Here is a 20,306-nt window from a genome sequence, read left to right on the forward strand (position 1 = left end):
ATGTGCTGCCTGCCTTAATACGAAAATTACTGTTGGGGAGATATTTGGAAGAAAACAACTGGGATGCCATTAAACGAGACTTTGAAGTTCGCCCGGTCAACGGAGTACGAAAATTCAACTCCATCCACGACATCGAAGCCGTCCTTCAATCCTTTGGAATTAGCCGAACCACTTCAGAGGGAGCAACAAAAGTAAGGGTTGAGATTTGGGGCAGCGGCAAACCTAAACGCGAGTTTCTTTGGAGTGAAGATATGGCTGATGCCTGTGTCTTCATCATGGAAAATATCGATTTTAAAGAAGTTAAAAAGACGAGCCCGGGGGCGGAAGGCTCTGGAGAGATTCGAAATACACACATCAACATTGGAACGGGCATAGACTTGAGCATCGGTAACTTAGCTAGTTTAATTAAGTCTGAGGTTCAATTTCAAGGCGATTTGGTTTTCAACACCGACAAGCCGGACGGAACCATGCGGAAGTTAACTGATCCTTCAAAACTTCATCAATTGGGTTGGAAACATCAGGTTGAGATCGAAGAAGGTATTGCAAGAGTTCATCGGTGGTATGTCAGAGAGACGAAATTAGATACAGTTGTAAATCAAAGAGTTAAAACATAATATTAAGAAGAGCGAAATGAAAAGCGACACCTTTGTAATCATCATGGCGGGAGGAATAGGCAGTCGGTTTTGGCCTGTAAGTACAGAACGAAAGCCGAAGCAATTTCTCGATATGCTGGGAACCGGAAAAACACTCTTTCAACACACTATTGACCGGTTCAGTGATATATGTTCCGTTAGAAATATTTTCGTGGTCACTTCAGCTCAATACATTGATATTGCACTGGAGCAGGGACCAGAGATCCCAGAGTCAAATGTTTTGGCAGAGCCAGTGATGAGAAATACGGCTCCATGTATTGCCTACGCGAGTTATAAAATTCGCAAGCTAAATCCCAATGCCAATATCATTGTCACTCCCTCGGATCATTTAATTGAGCAAAAGCAATTATTTCAAAAAACCTTACAAAAGGGATTGAATTTTGTCAAGGACCGGGACGCAATCTTGACGATCGGCATTCAGCCCCATCGGCCTGAAACAGGCTACGGCTACATCCAAATGGGCGAATCGGACAAAGAAATCGGGAAGGTGAAGGCATTTAAAGAAAAGCCAGATCTGGAGACCGCAAAAACCTATCTCGAAAGCAAGGAATACCTCTGGAATGCCGGTATTTTTATCTGGTCGGTTAAGTCAATCGTTCGGGCATTTGAAACCTATATGCCAGCTATGGCGCGGGTTTTTGACAACGGAAACGACATTTATTTTACCGACAAAGAGCAAAGTTTTATCGACTTGGTTTATCCAACCTTTGAAAATATATCGATTGATTACAGTATGCTTGAAAAAGCAGACAACCTATACGTGCAAAAAGCCCATTTTGACTGGTCTGACCTTGGAACCTGGACGGCGTTATGGGAAAGATCAACGCGGAATTACACGGGGGATACCGTTTCATCGGAAAATGCCTATCTGTATGAAACTTCAAATAACATCATCCATGTACCCGAAGATAAAGTGGTTGTTGTGCAAGGCCTAAGTGAATACATCATTGTTGAATCAAACAATGTGCTGCTCATCTGTAGCAAAGGCGAAGAACAACGCATCAAGGCCTTCCGCCACAAAGCCTCAAATTCAAAATAAGAAACTACGCCTCTTCCTTTCTCTGTAAACTACGGCGAGCTTATTCATTGTTGAATATGTACTCGCATCAACTGATCACAGTTTGTTTAAATCGAGATTGACAAAGTGAAAAACATTCACTTTTAGCTATTTAATACATGTTCGGTTCTATCCACCTCTTTGCAGTTGGATAGACCGCGTTCGCTTAGTTTTACTCTAAATATTTTACCATCATGCTTAAAGAACGTGAATATACACTCGAAAAAATGAGTATAATTTTCCAGGTGCTACTCAGCCTTGGATGCTTTACCTTGGTTTGGTGGTCAGCAAATTTCTCTGCCGTTGTCCCGATAGAATCAATCCACGAACTTAACAACTCACTGATCTTTGTCGCGTTGTTGTGGTTCTTGTTATTGGAGCAGTTTGGACTGGGAAAAATGGTCAGAACCAGTAGCTACCGACAGTTATTTGTAGCCTACTTTAAATTGGTATCGATTGGTGTTGCATTCTTGTTTGTCATCAACATTATCTCAGGTTATGAGGCTCTTAACGTTAAAACACTGGTTCTATTCAGTGTCCTAAACCTGGTGGTACTGACCGGCTACAAGAATTTCTTTTTCCTGATTATGCGTTTCTTCAGAAGGCGCGGATATAGCATCCGTCAAATCCTGGTCATTGCCGATCAAGGTTCGGAAGAATACATCGAAAAAATCATTCACACAAAAGATTGGGGCTATAATATCCGGGGAATCATGAGCGGATGCAAAACGATCAATTCGAAATACAAGGATCGTTATAAAATGATCCCGGAAAGGAAAAACCTGAAAGAAGTGTTGGACCGGGAAACGATCGATGAAGTAATCTATTGCAAAACCGATTACAATCACGATGAAATCACCCGTTTCATTCTCGAATGTGCCGAGGTCGGCATTAGCTTCCACCACTACACGGGTATGATTTCGAAAGTACACGGCAAGCGAATTCGAAGTTCAAGTTTTTCATTGATCAACCAACTGCCTTTCGTAACCTACATGACCACACCTGACAATTACGCAGGTTTAAAAATAAAAAGTGCTTTCGATTTTTTCTTTAGCCTGGTTGTCATCCTGTTGGTATCGCCCGTTTTTATACTCATTGCCATTGCCATTAAATTGGACGACGGCGGGCCGGTATTCTTCAAACAAGAACGGGTAGGTCTTAACGGAAGGCGTTTCTATTGCTATAAATTTCGCACCATGGTGGCCAATGCCGAAGCGCTGAAAGCGTCGCTGATGGGACAAAACGAGCAGGAAGGGCCGGTATTCAAAATCACAATGGATCCTAGGGTAACCCGGGTTGGCCGATTTTTGCGGAAGACTTCACTCGACGAACTTCCCCAATTTTATAATGTGATTCGCGGTGAAATGTCTGTGGTTGGACCACGGCCACCCATCCCCTCTGAAGTTGAAAAATACAAACGCTGGCAAATTCGCCGCCTGAGTATGAAACCTGGAATTACCTGTATTTGGCAAGTGTCTGGTCGAAACGACATTCCTTTTGAAGAATGGATGCGACTCGACATGAAATACATCGACAATTGGTCGCTGGCCCAGGATGCCTTGCTGATCTTAAAAACCGTCAAGGTCATGTTGGTGGGAACAGGAAAATAGTTCAAAAGAAGTTTTACTCAAAAATCAAATGATTAAAAATCAAATCAATACAACAAATATGATATTCTTAATTAGAAATAAACGAAGCTTTTTTATGCTTTTTGTTTTGACAGTTTTGCTGTCTTCGTGTGTTTCCAAACGAAATTCTTATTTTCTGCGTGACTTTAAAGCTGATATTGATGCCAGCAAAGTGCAACAGGCCGATAAGGATTATGTGGTGAAAACAAACGACAATCTATATGTCAGTGTAAAAACCATCAACGCCGAAGTCAATGCCATGTTTTCGCAAAACGAAGGAGGAGGCTATGGTTCAGGCAACATGTACAACTCGCAGGCAGGACAGCACATTTACGGTTACCAGGTCGATAATCAGGGCGAGATTATACTGCCGGTTATTGGCGCTGTTCATGTGGCAGGCCGCACGTTGAAGGAAACCAAAGAACAAATTCAGTTGCGGGCAGATGAGTATTTGAAAGACGCTGATATTCAGGTGCGATTACTTAATTTCAAGGTGAGTGTGCTTGGCGAGGTCAGATCGCCCGGAGTTTACTATAACTACAACAACACCTTGACTGTACTGGAAGCCATTGGTATGGCTCAAGGAACAACCGACTACGCAAAAATCAAAGATGTTTTGGTTGTGCGACAGGGAGAAGATGCCGTACAGCCCTTTTTACTGGACCTTACAGAGAAAAATATTCTGGCATCTGAGGCCTTCTATCTTCAATCGAACGATGTCGTTTTTGTGCGGCCTCAAAAGTTGAAGAACGTGAGATTGAATGCTTCGTATTACACGATTGGAGCATCAACGCTAACTACCATTATGCTGATTGTCAACTTCCTCTGGGGCTAGGGCCAGAGTGAAAAGAACAGGTGTAGTGATGACTTTTTAATAATTAAGTAAAGATTTTGTCTATGAAAACAATGGAAGATTTCTCCAAATCGTTGGAGAGAGAGGATATGCTTGCGATCAAGAAGTTTTTCCATAAGCTGAAACGTAATTGGTATTGGTTTATGATCGCGGGTATTATTGGAGGTGCCGGTGGCTATTTGTTGACCCAGGTAACACCTCCATCGTATGAGCTTAATAGTCTGTTCTTAATCAAAAAGAAAGATAATGCTCAGGTACAGTTGGATTTACCGTTCTCAAATGCCATGGGCGGAAATATCAACCTCCTGAACCACATCGGGATTTTAACTTCCCACTCAATTAACCGGCAGGTGCTTGAAAACCTCGATTGGACAACAAGCTGGTACGAAGAATTGCTTCTTCGTGATGATGAGATGTATGGAAACGAGCCGTTTGAGATTCTGTATGATCGACAGGCCATGAATTTGGAAGGAATCCCAATTCATATACAAATGCTCGATACCAGCAATTTCCAAATTGAGGTAAAAGGGAAAAAGATGGTTTATGGAAAAGAAGTAGAAATTGAATTTTCCCAAAAAGGAAAGTTCGGCGAGCTTTTCTCGAACGACTATTTCAATTTTACCCTCTATCCCAAATATGCAAAACGTGGAAATCAATACTATTTTACATTCAATAATTTCGAAAATCAGGTAAAAAAATACATGAACCGACTGGTCATTGAAGAGCCGGAAGACAAAGCCGACTTGATTTACCTGTCTTTAATTGATCAAGTGCCCCAAAAAGGAGCCGACTACCTGAACGAATTAAGCCGGGTTTATCTGGCGTATGAGTTAAGAGAGAAGAACCATACTTCTGCAACAACCATCGATTTTATTGACTCACAGTTGAAAGATGTGATTGACACCCTTCAGGTAGCAGGCAATAAATTCACTTCTTTCCGTTCACAAAATCAAATTGTTGATATTGGCCAGGAAGGTGGCATTATTGTTCAGCGGCTGGTCGATTTGGACAAGGAACGTTCCTTGGCTCAGTCGCATCTGGATTATTACCGGAACCTGCAAAAATACCTCAGCGACACCGAAAAAATGCAGGAAGTAGTTGCTCCTTCGGTGGTGGGTATTGTTGATGAGTCACTCAACAACCTTGTCACCCAACTGAGTGACCTTTACCGGCAGCGCGAAGTCTTTTCCTATACTGTTCAGGAAAAGAATCCCAAGTTAATTTTGGTAAACAACCAAATTGAAATGGTGAAGCGGAACCTTCAGGAGAACCTGAAAAACCTCATTAACAACGCCATTGTCCAAATTCAGGGCCTCGATCGCCGGGTGGATCAGGTTAATCGCCAGTTATCGGCTCACCCAAAAACGGAACAGCAAATGATGAACATGCAGCGGATGTATGATCTGAACAACGAATTGTACACATTCTTGCTTAAAAAGCGGGCTGAGGCGGCCATTACTCATGCTTCCAACGTGTCGGATACCGAAGTGCTGGATGAAGCCAGACCGGAACTTGCCGAGTTGATGGGCCCGTACCTGACCTTCAATGTTGCCGGAGGTTTGTTGGCCGGCTTATTTGTGCCGTTTATGGTGATTATGCTGGCTACCTATTTTTACGACCGGATTAAATCGGCCGAAGATATTGAAGAATATACCGATATACCGGTGATTGGTAACATTGTCAACTCCGGAATTGGAAGTGAGTACCTGGCAGCAATTGACAATCCACGATCTGCTATTGCCGAATCGTTCAGAGAGTTAAGAACCAACCTCCAATTTATTGTTCCGGGACTGAAGAACAAAAGCCTGGTTATTGGGGTAAACTCTGTGATCCCGGGAGAAGGAAAGTCCTTTACCGCAGCCAACCTGGCCTCCATGATTGCATTGAACAATAAACGCGTTCTGCTAATCGACTGTGACTTGCGAAAACCAAGTTTGCATAACAGGCTAAAATACAAGAACAAAGAAGGTTTGAGCACTTACCTGACCGATTTTAGTTCGTTTGATGACATCTTTAGACAAACACGGGTAGAAAACCTGCAATTCGTATCGGCAGGACCGATTCCCCCAAACCCTTCAGAGCTTCTGGAAAATGGGAAGTTCGAAGAACTGATTGAACGCTGTCGCGACATGTTTGATTACATTGTTTTTGATAATCCGCCATTGTCGTTGGTTTCCGATGGAATCGTAATCGGTCAGAAAGTTGACATCAATTTGTTTGTCACCCGACAGGACTATAGTAAGAAAAACGAAGTAAGATTCATCGATCATGTGAACAAGAAGAAGGCCATGAAAAATGCCGGAATTATTTTGAACGACATTCACTTGTCGAAACATGCACATGTAGGAGCTTATGGGGCTGATTACAGCCACCGAAAAAATAGTAGTTATTACTACTTTGATTCCAGCCCTAGTTATACTGGATGATTTCTTTACTTAAACAAAACAAGGTGGCCTTCGGGCTGCCTTGTTTTAACTTATTCGAAAACAAAAAAGAAAACTGCAACTCAAGCGGTACTGTGGTTTGTAAAACTGAAAATAACCAGAATCCCTTATGATTATTGCCGTAGATTTTGATGGAACCATTGTGGAACACCGGTATCCGAAAATTGGAAAAGAACTGCCTTTTGCGACCCTGACGCTGAAAAAACTTCAGGAAAAAGGACACCGATTAATCTTGTGGACCTACCGCGAAGGAAAGCAGCTCGAAGAGGCCGTCCAATTTTGCCGGTCGAAAGGGGTGGAGTTTTATGCGGTCAACAAAAGTTACCCCGAAGAAAAGTTTGATCAAAATACCCCTCGAAAAATCCATGCTGACTTATTTATCGATGACCGTAATATTGGAGGACTGCCCGAGTGGGGCGTAATCTTCCAAATGATCAATGAAGCGTAAAACAGATCATTAACTTTTTTTGAGAGCATGTTAGTCATGGACCTGACTAACGTTACACCAAAAAGCCTGCAATCCTCGTGCAGGCTTTTTTTTTTGACAGTTACCGAATCGACCTAAAAATTCCGTTTCATGAATTCATAGGCATTTTCATACATAAATCGGTCGACAATATCTGAGGCTTTGATTTTGTTGAATTCCTTCAGACTTTTGGCTTGGTCCGAGTTCAGAAAATTAAATGCGTGCTTTTCCAGGTAGCTGTCAAATAGGGGCATGTCTTCGGCAGTCCAAAAACCGTTTAGCGGATTAATCATGCCATCGTAGTCGGAGCCAATACTTTGAATACCCCATGCAAACAGGTTGTGTCGGTTCAGTACTTCTGCTATGTGTTCAATCTGGTTCCAAATCAGCTTCGATTTGTAAAAAAGCATTTTCCGGCGGTTCAAAAACGGCCCGGTTTTCTTCAACTCATATTTGCTGCCCACACGACGTTCGTCGAACTGAATCCCAAAAATACCTCCAGACTCAGCGACTCTTACAATTTCATCGTCATAAAAATTGATATCGTTTGATTGAAATTTGCCATAGTTAAACAGATCATCTTCTATGAGTTGACTATGCGATCGAAATCCGGTAACGGCCCCGTGGCTGACAATCAGCGGAATGACTTCGTTCGGATGTTCCAGATCCAGAAATTGGTAATATTCTTCACGTGCCTTTACGCTCATGTGTTTCAGGTCAATCAGCACCCGCTTGCCGCTCTGGTTGTCGAGTAGCCGGCGAAGTACTTTCCAGCCCAGGTCGGTAAAGCCCGTATTCATGCCCTCGCTCTGGTCGCAAAGTTTGTTGACCACACCATGCAAACTTTGTGCGTGACCAACGAGCTCGTTACCAAAATGATGGGTAAGCCCCATAAAGAAGACCGGGTGATCCCACTGTTTTACCTTGTCGACATTGTCCATCACCTCTGCCGGATTGGCGGTTTTACCCATACGCTGAAGCCCACAATTAAACACATGGGCGCCTTCAATGGTCAGCACCACATAAATGGTGCGAATATTGTTCTCGAAACTGCCTTCAATTTCAGAAAAGCAACTCACCAGTTTATACTGGTACCATCGCCCGTCAATCTTCACTTTCTTCCCGTCCAACTGCCTGTAAAATCCATACTCCAGCTCCAAATCATCAAAGTAGTTGTCCATGCGCTGAACATGATCAATCCGCTTTTTCCCCATTCCAGTCACCAGGTTGCCGATCAGGTCGCCGGGCAATTTGGTGCCAAGCTTGTTCATGACAAACCCTTTCTCGAGCCCACATAGCGAGGCGACAACCACATGGGCTCCACCTTTGGCAAGGCTCGTAAAATCGGATTGTCTGAATTTTGTCAACGTGGTGGTAATGTTGGCCAGCTTGTCGAGCAAGGATGGTGCATCGGCATACCAAAGACTGTCTTGCCGGTTGCGGTTCGGATTATTAAAACCAGGTTTGCGATTAAAACTTTTGCCCAAGGGCTTGATGGCCGGGTGCGTGTGCAGATCAATAAATTGAGTTTCCATAAGTTTGAAGTTTTAAAGGTTATCAGCAATCAAAAGAACAGGCCCAATGTAGGCCGTTGGGGTGATTGGCTTCGTAACGAAGCTTGGGCAAGGCTTGGATTTTTGGTTGAAAGGAGTGCTGCAAATGCTTCAGCAAAAGAAGACTCAAGTTATGAAATTTAGTACTGAAAATCAATAGGCTGAACTCAGCGCTAAGCCTGAAAATAGACATGGACAACTGATTACTGATCACCCGAACTACTCCACGGGCTTGATATCGAGCAGCGCTGCTCCGGACTGTTTCAGCAGGCCAACCGACCATTTGATAATGACCAGCGAGCTAATAATCGCGGCAATCGTATCGATAAACGGAATATCCCAGATCATGGCTGCCGTCAACCCCAGGATCGCAGAAAGGCTGGTCAGCGCGTCGGCAATCACATGCAGGTAGGCTGCCCGTATGTTGTGATCCGAATGTTCGTGGTCGTGGTGCAAAAGAAAAGCGCTGGCAATGTTCACCACCAATCCGATGGTGGCCACCAGAATGGCTTCTTTGTAAACAATATCGACAGGATAATAGAAACGTTGGATGGCTTCAACCATAATCACAAAAGCAAAAATCAGCAACAACAAACCGCTGCTATAGCCCGAAAGCGACAGGATCTTTTCCGAATTTCCGTTGAACTTTTCGCTTCTCGAAACCTTCCGTACGACAATATAAGCCACCCAGCTTAAGCCAATCGCCAACACATGCGAGCCCATGTGGATACCGTCGGCCAGCAAAGCCATCGACTTGGTAGTCAGGCCGAAAATAATTTCAACAACCATAGTTACCGCAGTGAGCAGCACCACCCATAAGGTTTTCTTTTCGTGTGAATGTTTATGCTCCGTCATTTTGCATTCAGTTTATCCATTGGCACGGATCAACAACGAATGACGCCAAAAGTCGCAAAGAATCTATTTCTTCCTGGTCGTCACGTAATTGACCAACTCAATCAGGGCATTCCGCGAATCGGACTCCGGGAATGCGTTGATAGACGAAACCGCCCGGTCGCGATAAAAGTTCATTTGCTCGGTGGCATATTCCAATCCACCCCGCTCAACCACCAAATTCACCAGTTCCTGAACTTTGGCCGTGTTTTTATTTTTGCGTTTCACTTCGCGCAGAATCCGGCGTTTTTCCTTTTCGTCCGAATTGCTCAGCACATAAAGTAGCGGCAGGGTAATTTTTTTCTCCTTGATATCGTTTCCGGTTGGCTTTCCCAGCAAACCTTTGGCTTGATAATCAAAAATATCGTCCTTAATCTGGAAAGCAATGCCCACATCAATCCCAATCTGAAACATTTGCTCCACCACCGCTTCATCATCGGTCACCGAAGCTGCTCCAATGGCCATGCTCGTCGCAATCAGCGAAGCCGTTTTCTTTTCAATAATTTCGAAATAAGTCTCGTAGTCGATATCGAGCTTGCGGCTTTTACGCATCTGCAAAATCTCGCCTTCGCTCATATCCTTCACCGACCGGCTGATCAGGTGCAGAAAGTTGTACTTCTTGTTGTCGATGTTCAGCAGCAAGCCTTTGGCCAGAATGTAGTCGCCCACCAACACGGCCAGCTTGTTTTTCCACAGCGCGTTGATCGAAAAACTTCCGCGCCGCTCATAGGATTCATCTACCACATCGTCGTGCACCAAAGTTGCCGTGTGCAACAGTTCAATGGACGAAGCCGCCATGTAGGTCGACTCGTTGAACCCGCCATTCATTTTCGCCGCCAGAAAGACAAACATCGGGCGCATTTGCTTCCCTTTTTTCCGCAAAATATAATTGATAATGAGCGATAACAAAGGGATATCACTTTGGATGGTTGCCTTGAAATAATCTTCAAACGCTTCTAATTCTTCTTCTATGGGTGCTTTAATGATATCCAAAGAGGTCATCTGTCCGTTTTTTGAACGATTCAAAAATAGCAAATAAATTAAGTTTCTACCTGATCAATCAAAGTCATACACAAATATTCCACGAGATTGTTTTGGGAAACTTTAGTCTCAGGTATTTGTAATCATTCTAAAAAATGAAACAAGCCCAATTTTTGTCTAAGATGATATCAAATATTTATATATTTGCATTTGTAATTGTAAAAAATCATGATACAGATACAGGAACTTGATCCGGACCGACTCGATATGGCAGCCAACATGCTGAAGGCCATTGCGCATCCCATGCGTATTGCCATACTCAAGCATCTTGAAGGTGGCAAAAAATTGACGGTCACCCAAATACATGAGCTTCTGGGCATCGAACAATCCACGACATCGCACCACTTGGGAATTTTAAAAGACAAAGGCGTTTTGTGTTCGCGCCGCGAAGGCAAAAATACCTTCTACTATTTGAAGCACGATGTGCTAAGCCAGATGGTTGACTGCCTGGAGCGTTGTACTTGCGGGGAATAAAATCTTATTTCAACGATCATACAAAAGCTGGCCCTTCGCCGGCTTTTCTTATTTATTAAGGCGAAGTTCTTAGCTTTGTGCCTTTAAAATCAAATCATGACAAAAATTAGAGTGACCAAGCAATTTGGTTTCGAAATGTCGCATGCCCTGACCAATTACGATGGGCTGTGCAGCAATATTCACGGGCATTCCTACAAGTTACAAATTACCCTGATTGGCGAACCGCTTTTAAAGAAAGGCGATCCAAAAGACGGGATGGTGATTGATTTCAGCGAGCTAAAAAAGCTGGTCAAAAAAGAAATTGTGCAAGCTTTTGACCATTCCCTGGTTATCAACAACCTTTCGGCACATAACAAGCTGCTTGATTTGGGGCAGTTGTATGAGCGGCATCACCTGGTCAATTTTCAACCAACTACCGAAAATATGGTTATTTTTATAGCTGATAAACTGAAGACGCTCCTGCCTGAACATCTTGAATTATTCTGTGTTCGGCTTTATGAAACCAGCAGCTCATACGCCGAGTGGTTTGCTTCGGATAATAACTAAAACTTGAACAGCATGCCTGAACAAAACACCAATAACCGTCTTTTTTTGCTCGATGCCTACGCGTTGATTTACCGCTCCTACTTTGCCTTCATCAAAAATCCGCGCTACAACTCCAACGGATTGAATACTTCGGCCATGCTGGGATTTGTCAACTCGCTGGAGCAATTGCTGAACACCGAAAACCCAACGCACATCGCGGTGGTTTTCGATGTACACGCGCCCACTTTCCGGCACGAGTTGTTTGAAGCCTACAAAGGTACCCGCGACGAAATGCCGGAAGACATCCGGAAAGCCATTCCCTGGATTCGAAAAATTATTGAGGCTTACAATATTCCGATTTTGGAGAAGGCCGGTTTTGAAGCCGACGATGTGATTGGCACCCTGGCCAAAAAAGGTGAGCAGGTGGGCTACCAGGTGTTTATGATGACCCCGGACAAGGACTACGCCCAGTTGGTTTCCGACAACATTTTCATGTATAAACCCGGGCGGGCCGGCAACGACGTGGAAATTTGGGGTGTGGACCAGGTGAAAGAGAAATTTGAAATTGAGCGCCCGGAGCAAGTCATTGATATCCTTGGGTTGATGGGCGACTCGTCCGACAACATTCCCGGCTGCCCCGGCATTGGCCCCAAAACAGCCATGAAACTGATCTCTACCTACCAGTCGATTGATGGGATTTATGAGAATATCAACGAATTGAAAGGCAAGCAGAAGGAAAACCTGGTCAACCACGAAGAGCAGGTTCGCATGTCGCGTAAGCTCGCCACCATCATTCTGGATGTTCCGGTCGAGTTCGATGAGAAGTCGCTAACCAAGGATGCGCCAAACGTTGAAGCGCTGCGAAAAATATACAACGAACTGGAATTCCGAAGCCTGGCCCAAAAGCTGGACGCACCAAAACAACAAGCCGAGCCCCGTTTTGAACAGGGCAGCCTGTTTGGCGGCAGCGAAGGGACGGAACCGGTTCTTCGGAAAGACCTGGCCAACATTGAAAATACGCCGCACCACTATTACCTGGTTGAAAACGCCATGCAACGGGCCAGCCTCCGGGCAGAGCTGTCGGTGCAGGAAGAATTTTGCTTCGACACGGAAACCACCGCGCTCGACACCCACTCCGCCGAATTGGTATGCCTGTCATTTGCTTTCAAAAAAGGCGAAGCGTATTGCGTCAGCCTTCCAAAAAAGCGCGAAGAAGCGTTGAAAATCGTAGAAGAGTTTCGGTTAATTTTTGAGGACGAAAACATTCGCAAGATCGGGCAAAACATCAAATACGACATCCTGATGCTGAAACATTATGGGGTGGAAGTGAAAGGCCCGGTGTACGATACCATGATTGCCCATTACCTGATTCAACCCGAATTGCGCCACAACCTGGACTACCTGTGCGAAACCTACCTGGGCTACCAAAAAGTGGAAACCGAAAGCCTGATCGGCAAAAAAGGTAAAAACCAACAAAGCATGCGGCAGGCGCCAATTGACAAGCTGAAAGACTACGCCTGCGAAGATGCCGACCTGACCCTGCAACTGAAACTCGCGCTGGATCCGGAATTGGATAAAACCGGCGTTCGCCCCGTGTTCGAGGAAATTGAAATGCCGCTGATCCCGGTTTTGGCCGATATGGAAATGGCTGGCGTAAGCCTGAACACCAAAGAGCTGGACGTTTTTGCTGAAAAATTGCGCCTTCAGATTATCGAACTGGAAAAGGAAATTATTGAGCTGGCGGGTGAAAAGTTTAATGTTTCATCGCCCAAACAACTGGGGCCGATTCTCTTCGAAAAATTAAACATTGTCAGCAAGGCCAAAAAGACCAAAACCAAGCAGTACTCCACTTCCGAAGAAGTGTTGAGCAAGCTGATGGACAAACACCCGATCGTTCCAAAAATCCTGGAATTTCGGGGATTGAAAAAATTGCTTTCCACCTATGTGGAAGCCCTGCCGCTTTTGGTGAATTCGAAAACCGGCAAGCTGCATACGTCGTACAACCAGGCCATTGCGGCCACCGGACGATTGAGTTCGACCAATCCCAACCTGCAAAACATTCCGATTCGCGATGAAGATGGCCGCGAAATCCGCCGTGCTTTTACCGCTTCCGACGATGATCACCTGTTCCTGTCGGCTGACTACTCGCAAATTGAACTGCGCATTATGGCCGCTCTGAGTAAAGATGAAAACCTGCTCGAAGCGTTCCGCAACAAGCAGGATGTTCATGCTATAACCGCTTCGAAAATTTATAAAGTTCCGCTGGAAGAAGTGACTTCCGATATGCGGCGCAAGGCCAAAACAGCCAACTTCGGCATCATTTACGGCATCTCCGCCTTTGGCCTTTCCGACCGCCTGAACATTTCGCGTACCGAAGCCAAAGAACTGATTGACGGGTACTTTGAGAATTTTTCCCGGGTGAAGGAATTTATGGACGAAAGCATCCAAATTGCCCGCGACAAAGGCTATGTGGAAACCATTCGCGGACGCCGCCGCTACCTGAAAGACATTAACTCGGCCAATGCCGTGGTGCGTGGGGTGGCTGAGCGAAACGCCATCAACGCGCCCATCCAGGGCTCGGCTGCCGACATCATCAAGCTGGCCATGATCAACATTTGGCAGGAGCTGAAAAAGCAAAACCTGAAGGCCAAAATGACTTTGCAGGTGCATGATGAATTGAACTTTGATGTGCCGAAGGCAGAGCTGGACCAGGTGAAAGCCATTGTGAAAGAACAAATGGAACAAGCCGTTGACATTGGCCTGCCACTGACCGTGGAGATGAACGCCGCCTCGAACTGGATGGAAGCGCACTAGCCTTTATACACAAATAGGTTGGACCACAAGAACTATTAAATCGATAGGCCTCTCTGGGAGAAACCGATTACCCCAACGGGGTTAAACAACAATAGCCCCGGGTGGAGTGAAATCCCGAGCACTCGGGAGGGTTGAAATGTGCAATATCAAACCAGGCGCAATCACTTGGTATTTGAATGCTCCCAGCCGGCATGCGCCGCATCGCAAAACGTTTGTTTTATTGTCAATGCTTCCATGTCCTTATGCCGGACGGGCACCTCCTTTTCCCCCGAGCAATCGGGATTTCCACTTCGTTCCAACAGTCGATAAAAAGGAGGAAAAAATCTTGAAAATTCCATCCTTCCACCCACAAGCCACCGCCGGCCCGGGCCTCCCGAGCACTCGGGATCGGCCTGCGCTGCTTTCACCTTCCGGTGAACTGGGGGACTTAACGGTACGCCTGCTATCGACGCGTCATTCCGAACTTGATTCGGAATCTGCCAGCTGACGGCTCCCTGCCCAATTCCTGGCATAGCGGTTTTCAGTCTGCTGTTTCATGACCCACCCCCACCCTCCCTTTGAAAAGGGAGGGAGTTTGGCCACCTGCCAACGAACAACGCGTCTTTCCGTCCGTCAGTTGCCGGACGGAATCTGCCAGCGACTGGCTTCCTGTGTGGGCTTGAAAATAAATTCCATATTTTCTTCATTTCGAGGGTTACCTTTTACCTTTAAAAGGGATTAAACCATAGCCAACCTTCTGAAAATGATCGGTGCGATCAAATCAGTTAACGTGCTTGCTTGCCGCTTACAGAGAGTTTTGAGAAAATTTATTTTTTGAGAGTGAAACAAACAAATCCGGCCCGTTCAATCATCGGTAAACGATGACGCGGAGCCAGTCACTCAATCATAAATTTTTTAAATTAAAACTTACTTATTATGGGCAGTTTAAACGAAAAAGAAAAGCGCGATTTTGTATCGCAAACCATTACCTTGGTTGAACAGGAAGCCAGCACCTTGCAAGCGGCTGGTTTTGATCCATTGAACCGGTTGGAAAAACTAAAAACGGAGCGTGCAACCGCTTCTGAGGCTGAAATAGCCCAGCAAAAAGCACAGGCCGCTTCGCTCGATGCGACCATAGTAGCCAACAGCACCTTAAAGGTCGCCTACGATGATGCTTCATCGATCATCGACCTGATTGAGGGCTTGTTGGGAAAAGACAACAGCCTGGTGCACAAGCTCAGGCAACTTCGCGGTTAAATGTTCTTTGAATCAGATAAGGCGCTGCTTCGGCAGGGCCTTTTTTCATACCAGTTATCCCTGCTCCGCCCGGCTTCGGCCCTATTTCATCCATTGATGGACTCATCCAGGCCTTGGCCGAGGTGGATACGCTCCTTTCCAAGCCAGGTCAGGAAGACTTTGACCCGGGTCACAACCTCTCTGACCCAGGTCAGCGCCTTGCCAACCCGGGTCAGAGACACGCTGACCCAGGTCAGGAAGACAAAAACCCAGGTCAGGAACCTCCTAACCCGGGTCAGGACGATAAAAATGTGGGTCAGCGCCTTGCCAACCCGGGTCAGGGACATGCTGACCCAGGTCAGAGGCACGCTGACCCAGGTTATGATCATGCTGACCTGCCCCGGCAAAAAGAAAAAGCAGGTTGTAAACCCAATAAAACAGGAAATTACAACCCGACTGCCGGTATAGGTTTCGGTTAGCAGCAGGATCATTGCCGCCGGATCGATGATAAGTACTGAGAACAATTGCAGGATGATGATCAAACGAATTTGCTCCTTTTGGTTTCGGGAAATTTTGATGTTATGGCACCAACACCTACCTGACCGGGGCTTTGCAGTCGTGATTCAATAAAATTGAACCAGCTTTTCGGCTGTGCCCATCCAGATAATGCTAAATTTGTGGTTTTGAAAATCATCGATCAACGCATTAAGATTATGTTTGAGCAAACATTTCGAAATATCGACGACATCCTGTACAAGGATTCAGGTGCCGACAGTGAGTTGGATTACATTGGGCAAACCTCGTGGGTTTTATTCCTGAGATACCTGGATGAATTGGAGCGCGACCGGGCCGACGAAGCCGAACTCCGTGGAGAAGACTACGCGTACATCCTGGATGAAGCCTACCGCTGGGCGAACTGGGCCATGCCCAAAGGCGATGATGGCAAGCTGGATCACCATGTGGCGATGACCGGCCCCGACCTGGTGCAATTTGTCGATAGCCAACTATTTCCATACCTCGCCGGCTTTAAGCAAAAAGCAGCCGAAACACCCAAAAGCATTCATTACAAGATTGGGGAGATTTTTTCTGAATTGAAAAACCGTATTCAAAGCGGTTACAACCTGCGCGAAATTTTGGAATATGTGGACAAACTCGAATTCCGCACCCAAAATGAGAAACACGAACTCAGCCACCTGTACGAAACCAAGATTAAAAACATGGGCAATGCCGGACGCAATGGCGGACAGTATTACACGCCCCGCCCATTAATTCGTGCCATGATCAAAGTAACTGACCCGCAAATTGGCGAGAAGGTGTACGACGGCGCGGCGGGCTCATGCGGATTCCTGTGTGAAGCCTTTGAATACATGTACAAACGCATGGAAAAGACCACCTCCAACCTGAAAACCATCCAGGAAGATACCTTTTATGGGAAGGAAAAAAAGAACCTGGCCTTTGTTATTGGTACCATGAACATGATCCTGCATGGTATTGAAGCGCCCAACCTGGTGCATACCAACACGCTGGGCGAAAACATTCGCGACATACAGGAGAAAAACCGTTACCATGTCATATTGGCCAATCCGCCGTTTGGTGGCAAGGAACGCAAGGAGGTACAGCAAAACTTCGATATTAAAACCGGCGAAACCGCCTTCCTGTTCCTGCAGCACTTTATTAAAACCCTGAAAACGGGTGGACGTGCAGCCATTGTTATTAAAAACACCTTTTTAAGCAATACCGACAATGCCAGCGTTGCCTTGCGTAAGCATTTGCTCGAAAGCTGTAAGCTGCATACCGTGCTCGATATGCCACAAGGTACTTTCCTCGGTGCAGGCGTTAAAACCGTGGTACTCTTCTTCCAAAAAGGCGAACCCACCAAAAACATTTGGTACTACCAGTTAGATGCAGGGCGTAACATGGGTAAAACCAACCCATTGAATGATGCCGACATGGAAGAGTTTGTAAAACTCCAAACTGACAAACCTGAAACAGAAAGAAGTTGGACATTAAAGGTTGCCGATATTGACGAAGCCACTTGCGATTTATCGGTTAAAAACCCCAACACGCCCGAAGACACTCCTTTACGTTCTCCACAAGAAATATTAACTGAAATGGAAACCTTGGATGCTGAAACCAACTCAATTATTAATTCAATCAAGGAGTTGATATGAGAACAGGGTGGGAATACAAAAAAATAGGTGAAATCATGTTGGTCGAAAGAGGTGGTTCTCCGAGACCAATTCAAAAGTTTCTAACTGATTCTCCTGAAGGGATAAATTGGATAAAAATATCAGATGCTACAGCTTCTAACAAATATATCTATACCACAAGAGAAAAAATCACAAAGGAAGGATTGCATAAAACACGACTTGTTGAAGAAGGAGATTTTATACTTTCAAATTCAATGAGCTTTGGTCGACCATATATAATGAAAACAAGAGGTGCGATTCATGATGGATGGTTAGTTTTAAAGAATAAAAAAAACATTGAAATCGATACAGATTATCTTTATTTCTTGTTGGGTTCTCCATATATCTTTGAACAGTTTGACAAGCTTGCAGCTGGTTCAACAGTTCGAAATTTGAATATTGGATTAGTTAGTTCTGTTTCAATCCCAATCCCCCCACTCCCCGAACAACAACAAATAGTAACCATACTCGACAAAGCCTTTGCAGCCATCGACCAGGCCAAAGCCAACATCGAGCGCAATATCGAAAACGCCAAAGAGCTGTTTCAATCCAAGAAGGAGTTTCTCTTTCAATCTCTTTCTAAGGAGTGTAAGGTGCTGTCAATAGAAAATGTTTGTGAACAAATTTTTGCAGGCGGAGATGCACCAAAAGACAATTTTTCAAAGGAAGAAACCAAAGAGTTCAGTATTCCAATAATAGCAAATGCAGTAAAACACAATGGATTGTATGGCTACACAAATCAAGCGAGAGTTACAAAACCATCAATAACTGTAGCTGCGCGAGGCAGTGGAACAGGACACACGGAATATAGAGATTACCCTTTTGTTCCGATAGTCAGGCTAATAGTTTTAACACCTGATACCTATGTTATAAATGCGGAGTTCTTAATGCATGCCATTAAAAACCTAATTATTGAAAGAAGCGGCTCTGCCATACCACAGTTAACCGTACCAATGATGAAAAGTTATTCGATTCCTGTTCCCAATAAAGCCAAACAGATAGATGTAGTTCAATCATTAAATCAAATTGAATTAGTCTTAAATGACTATAAGGATAAATTAGAACAAAAGCTGGAACTGCTTGATGAGCTCAAAAAATCCATTCTTCACAAAGCTTTTTCGGGCGAATTAACGCAGCAAGATGGTCTTTTAGAAACATTACCCATAGCCGCCGAACCCCGCATGGCCTATCAAACCCAACAGCCCGGCAAGCATTAAAACCCATAGCCCTGAAAGGGCGCAAAAAAAAACTAGCCCAGCAGGGGCGTCATCTAATAACGATGGGTGTAGCCCATCGAAACCAGCCCCGCAGGGGCGCAATCTTTGCTATACCTCTGCCCGCTGCCCATCCTTATTCCACCCTTTCAGGGCAATGGTAGTACAACTTAACGCAGAAAAGCTTAAATTTGAAAATGCTGGGTATAGCCCATCGCTCAGAAATAATTAACTAACCAAATCCCAAATTTTTTACTCATGGGACAATCACTCGTACAAAACTACCTACACATCACGTTCAGCACCAAACACAGACAGCCGCTTATTGATGAATCCATTGAATCGGAACTGCACAGCTATCTCGGGGGGACCTGCAATAATCTTGCTTGCCAGGTATTGACCGTGGGCGGATACACCGACCATGTTCACATCCTGTGTATGCTTTCAAAAAAAATAGCCCTTGTCACGCTGATGGAAGAGCTTAAGGCGCATTCATCAAAATGGATAAAAACAAAAGGGACAGCATACCAAAATTTTTACTGGCAAGATGGCTATGGTGCATTTTCTGTAAATCCTTCTGAGATTAATACTGTATTTAATTATATTAGCAGTCAACATGAACATCATCAAGTCAAAACATTTCAGGAAGAATATCGTGCCTTCTTGAAAAAGTATAAGGTTGACTACGATGAACGCTATGTTTGGGAATAAGGATTCCACCCTTTCAGGGCTCCGGTCTCGTGGCGTATCCACCAACATAGGGCTACACCCTATGCTGCTAGCTGTTACCCCTTCGGGGCAATGGCAATCTCAGCCCTGAAAGGGCGCAATCTAATAGCGATGGGTGTAGCCCATCGACAGAAGAAAACAAACCCTAAGCCCTGAAAGGGTGTAATAAAATGCAAAGAGAATGAACGAGGCACAAACCGAATTTGAATACATCGATCCAGCCTTAAAAGCCGCGGGCTGGGGTGTTGTTGAGGGCAGCCGTGTCCGCAAACAATTCCCCATATCGCAAGGAAGACTAATTGGGCAGGGACGTAGAGCCCGCCCCTTAAAAGCCGATTATGTGCTTCAATACAAAAACCGCCACCTGGCTGTTATCGAGGCCAAGGCCCGCGATATATATTACACCAACGGGGTTGGTCAGGCCAAAGACTACGCCGAACGTTTGCATATCCGCTTTACCTACGCCACCAACGGCTTAAAAATTTATGGCATCGATACGGAGACCGGAAAAGAAATCTGGAGCAAAAATATGCTGCGTGACAGATCGGAAAAAAAAAAAA

Annotated in this window: 19 protein-coding genes; 14 read left to right on the forward strand and 5 right to left on the reverse strand. The window is 45.0% G+C overall.

Annotation, left to right across the window (positions count from 1 at the left end; all coding sequences use genetic code 11):
• The 6 genes from NC99_RS00765 to NC99_RS00790 form a co-directional block, all read left to right on the forward strand.
• On the forward strand, positions 1 to 614 hold a 614-nt coding region (locus tag NC99_RS00765), incomplete at its 5' end, for an NAD-dependent epimerase/dehydratase family protein (RefSeq protein ID WP_157624328.1).
• A gap of 16 nt (positions 615 to 630) precedes the next feature.
• Positions 631 to 1,692, forward strand: a complete 1,062-nt coding sequence (locus NC99_RS00770; RefSeq protein ID WP_053178853.1) for a mannose-1-phosphate guanylyltransferase — start codon at positions 631 to 633, stop codon at positions 1,690 to 1,692.
• 212 nt (positions 1,693 to 1,904) lie between these two features.
• Positions 1,905 to 3,320: a sugar transferase gene (locus NC99_RS00775; RefSeq protein WP_053178855.1), complete on the forward strand. Its 1,416-nt coding sequence runs from the start codon at positions 1,905 to 1,907 to the stop codon at positions 3,318 to 3,320.
• A 94-nt stretch (positions 3,321 to 3,414) separates the two neighbouring features.
• Positions 3,415 to 4,173: a polysaccharide biosynthesis/export family protein gene (locus NC99_RS00780; RefSeq protein ID WP_053178857.1), complete on the forward strand. Its 759-nt coding sequence runs from the start codon at positions 3,415 to 3,417 to the stop codon at positions 4,171 to 4,173.
• A 62-nt stretch (positions 4,174 to 4,235) separates the two neighbouring features.
• Positions 4,236 to 6,617 carry a GumC family protein gene (locus NC99_RS00785; protein WP_053178859.1) on the forward strand — a complete coding sequence of 794 codons (2,382 nt, stop codon included), beginning with the start codon at positions 4,236 to 4,238 and terminating at the stop codon, positions 6,615 to 6,617.
• Positions 6,618 to 6,744: 127 nt separating this feature from the next.
• Positions 6,745 to 7,083 carry a BT0820 family HAD-type phosphatase gene (locus NC99_RS00790; RefSeq protein WP_239684382.1) on the forward strand — a complete coding sequence of 113 codons (339 nt, stop codon included), beginning with the start codon at positions 6,745 to 6,747 and terminating at the stop codon, positions 7,081 to 7,083.
• Positions 7,084 to 7,196: 113 nt separating this feature from the next.
• On the opposite strand, the gene NC99_RS00795 is transcribed toward NC99_RS00790, so the two are convergent.
• From NC99_RS00795 to NC99_RS00805, 3 genes are all read right to left on the reverse strand, one after another.
• Positions 7,197 to 8,636: a membrane dipeptidase gene (locus NC99_RS00795; protein ID WP_053178861.1), complete on the reverse strand. Its 1,440-nt coding sequence runs from the start codon at positions 8,634 to 8,636 to the stop codon at positions 7,197 to 7,199.
• A 237-nt stretch (positions 8,637 to 8,873) separates the two neighbouring features.
• Positions 8,874 to 9,509 (reverse strand): cation diffusion facilitator family transporter, encoded by a 636-nt coding sequence (locus NC99_RS00800; RefSeq protein ID WP_053178863.1) that lies wholly within the window; start codon positions 9,507 to 9,509, stop codon positions 8,874 to 8,876.
• 63 nt (positions 9,510 to 9,572) lie between these two features.
• The gene (locus tag NC99_RS00805) at positions 9,573 to 10,547 is read right to left on the reverse strand and encodes a polyprenyl synthetase family protein (RefSeq protein WP_053178866.1); all 975 of its coding nucleotides are present in this window, start codon (positions 10,545 to 10,547) and stop codon (positions 9,573 to 9,575) included.
• Between the two features lie 207 nt (positions 10,548 to 10,754).
• Here NC99_RS00805 and NC99_RS00810 point away from each other — a divergent pair, with 207 nt between their 5' ends.
• The 3 genes from NC99_RS00810 (at position 10,755) to polA (ending at position 14,399) form a co-directional block, all read left to right on the forward strand.
• Complete coding sequence (locus NC99_RS00810) at positions 10,755 to 11,060, forward strand: ArsR/SmtB family transcription factor (RefSeq protein ID WP_053178868.1); 306 nt, start codon at positions 10,755 to 10,757, stop codon at positions 11,058 to 11,060.
• A gap of 96 nt (positions 11,061 to 11,156) precedes the next feature.
• On the forward strand, positions 11,157 to 11,606 hold the full coding sequence (locus NC99_RS00815; RefSeq protein ID WP_053178869.1) for a 6-pyruvoyl trahydropterin synthase family protein: 450 nt from the start codon (positions 11,157 to 11,159) through the stop codon (positions 11,604 to 11,606).
• A 12-nt stretch (positions 11,607 to 11,618) separates the two neighbouring features.
• Complete coding sequence (gene polA, locus NC99_RS00820; protein ID WP_053178871.1) at positions 11,619 to 14,399, forward strand: DNA polymerase I; 2,781 nt, start codon at positions 11,619 to 11,621, stop codon at positions 14,397 to 14,399.
• Between the two features lie 161 nt (positions 14,400 to 14,560).
• Here the strand turns inward: polA and NC99_RS00825 are convergent, their stop codons facing one another.
• Positions 14,561 to 14,911: a hypothetical protein gene (locus NC99_RS00825; RefSeq protein ID WP_053178873.1), complete on the reverse strand. Its 351-nt coding sequence runs from the start codon at positions 14,909 to 14,911 to the stop codon at positions 14,561 to 14,563.
• A 403-nt stretch (positions 14,912 to 15,314) separates the two neighbouring features.
• Here NC99_RS00825 and NC99_RS00830 point away from each other — a divergent pair, with 403 nt between their 5' ends.
• Complete coding sequence (locus NC99_RS00830; RefSeq protein ID WP_053178875.1) at positions 15,315 to 15,635, forward strand: hypothetical protein; 321 nt, start codon at positions 15,315 to 15,317, stop codon at positions 15,633 to 15,635.
• An 86-nt stretch (positions 15,636 to 15,721) separates the two neighbouring features.
• Here the strand turns inward: NC99_RS00830 and NC99_RS00835 are convergent, their stop codons facing one another.
• The gene (locus NC99_RS00835; RefSeq protein WP_053178877.1) at positions 15,722 to 16,156 is read right to left on the reverse strand and encodes a hypothetical protein; all 435 of its coding nucleotides are present in this window, start codon (positions 16,154 to 16,156) and stop codon (positions 15,722 to 15,724) included.
• Positions 16,157 to 16,297: 141 nt separating this feature from the next.
• On the opposite strand from NC99_RS00835, the gene NC99_RS00840 reads away from it, so the two are divergent.
• From NC99_RS00840 to NC99_RS00855, 4 genes are all read left to right on the forward strand, one after another.
• Entirely contained in the window at positions 16,298 to 17,785 is a 1,488-nt protein-coding gene (locus tag NC99_RS00840) for a class I SAM-dependent DNA methyltransferase (RefSeq protein ID WP_204374856.1), read from the forward strand.
• The gene (locus NC99_RS00845) at positions 17,782 to 19,020 is read left to right on the forward strand and encodes a restriction endonuclease subunit S (protein ID WP_053178879.1); all 1,239 of its coding nucleotides are present in this window, start codon (positions 17,782 to 17,784) and stop codon (positions 19,018 to 19,020) included. The genes NC99_RS00840 and NC99_RS00845 overlap by 4 nt, the downstream gene beginning before the upstream one ends.
• 255 nt (positions 19,021 to 19,275) lie before the next feature.
• Positions 19,276 to 19,728 (forward strand): IS200/IS605 family transposase, encoded by a 453-nt coding sequence (tnpA, locus tag NC99_RS00850; RefSeq protein WP_053178881.1) that lies wholly within the window; start codon positions 19,276 to 19,278, stop codon positions 19,726 to 19,728.
• A 199-nt stretch (positions 19,729 to 19,927) separates the two neighbouring features.
• Positions 19,928 to 20,306 (forward strand): type I restriction enzyme HsdR N-terminal domain-containing protein (locus NC99_RS00855; RefSeq protein ID WP_053178883.1); only part of this gene is annotated, 379 nt, incomplete at its 3' end.

This window comes from Sunxiuqinia dokdonensis, assembly GCF_001270965.1.
GTDB lineage: Bacteria > Bacteroidota > Bacteroidia > Bacteroidales > Prolixibacteraceae > Sunxiuqinia > Sunxiuqinia dokdonensis.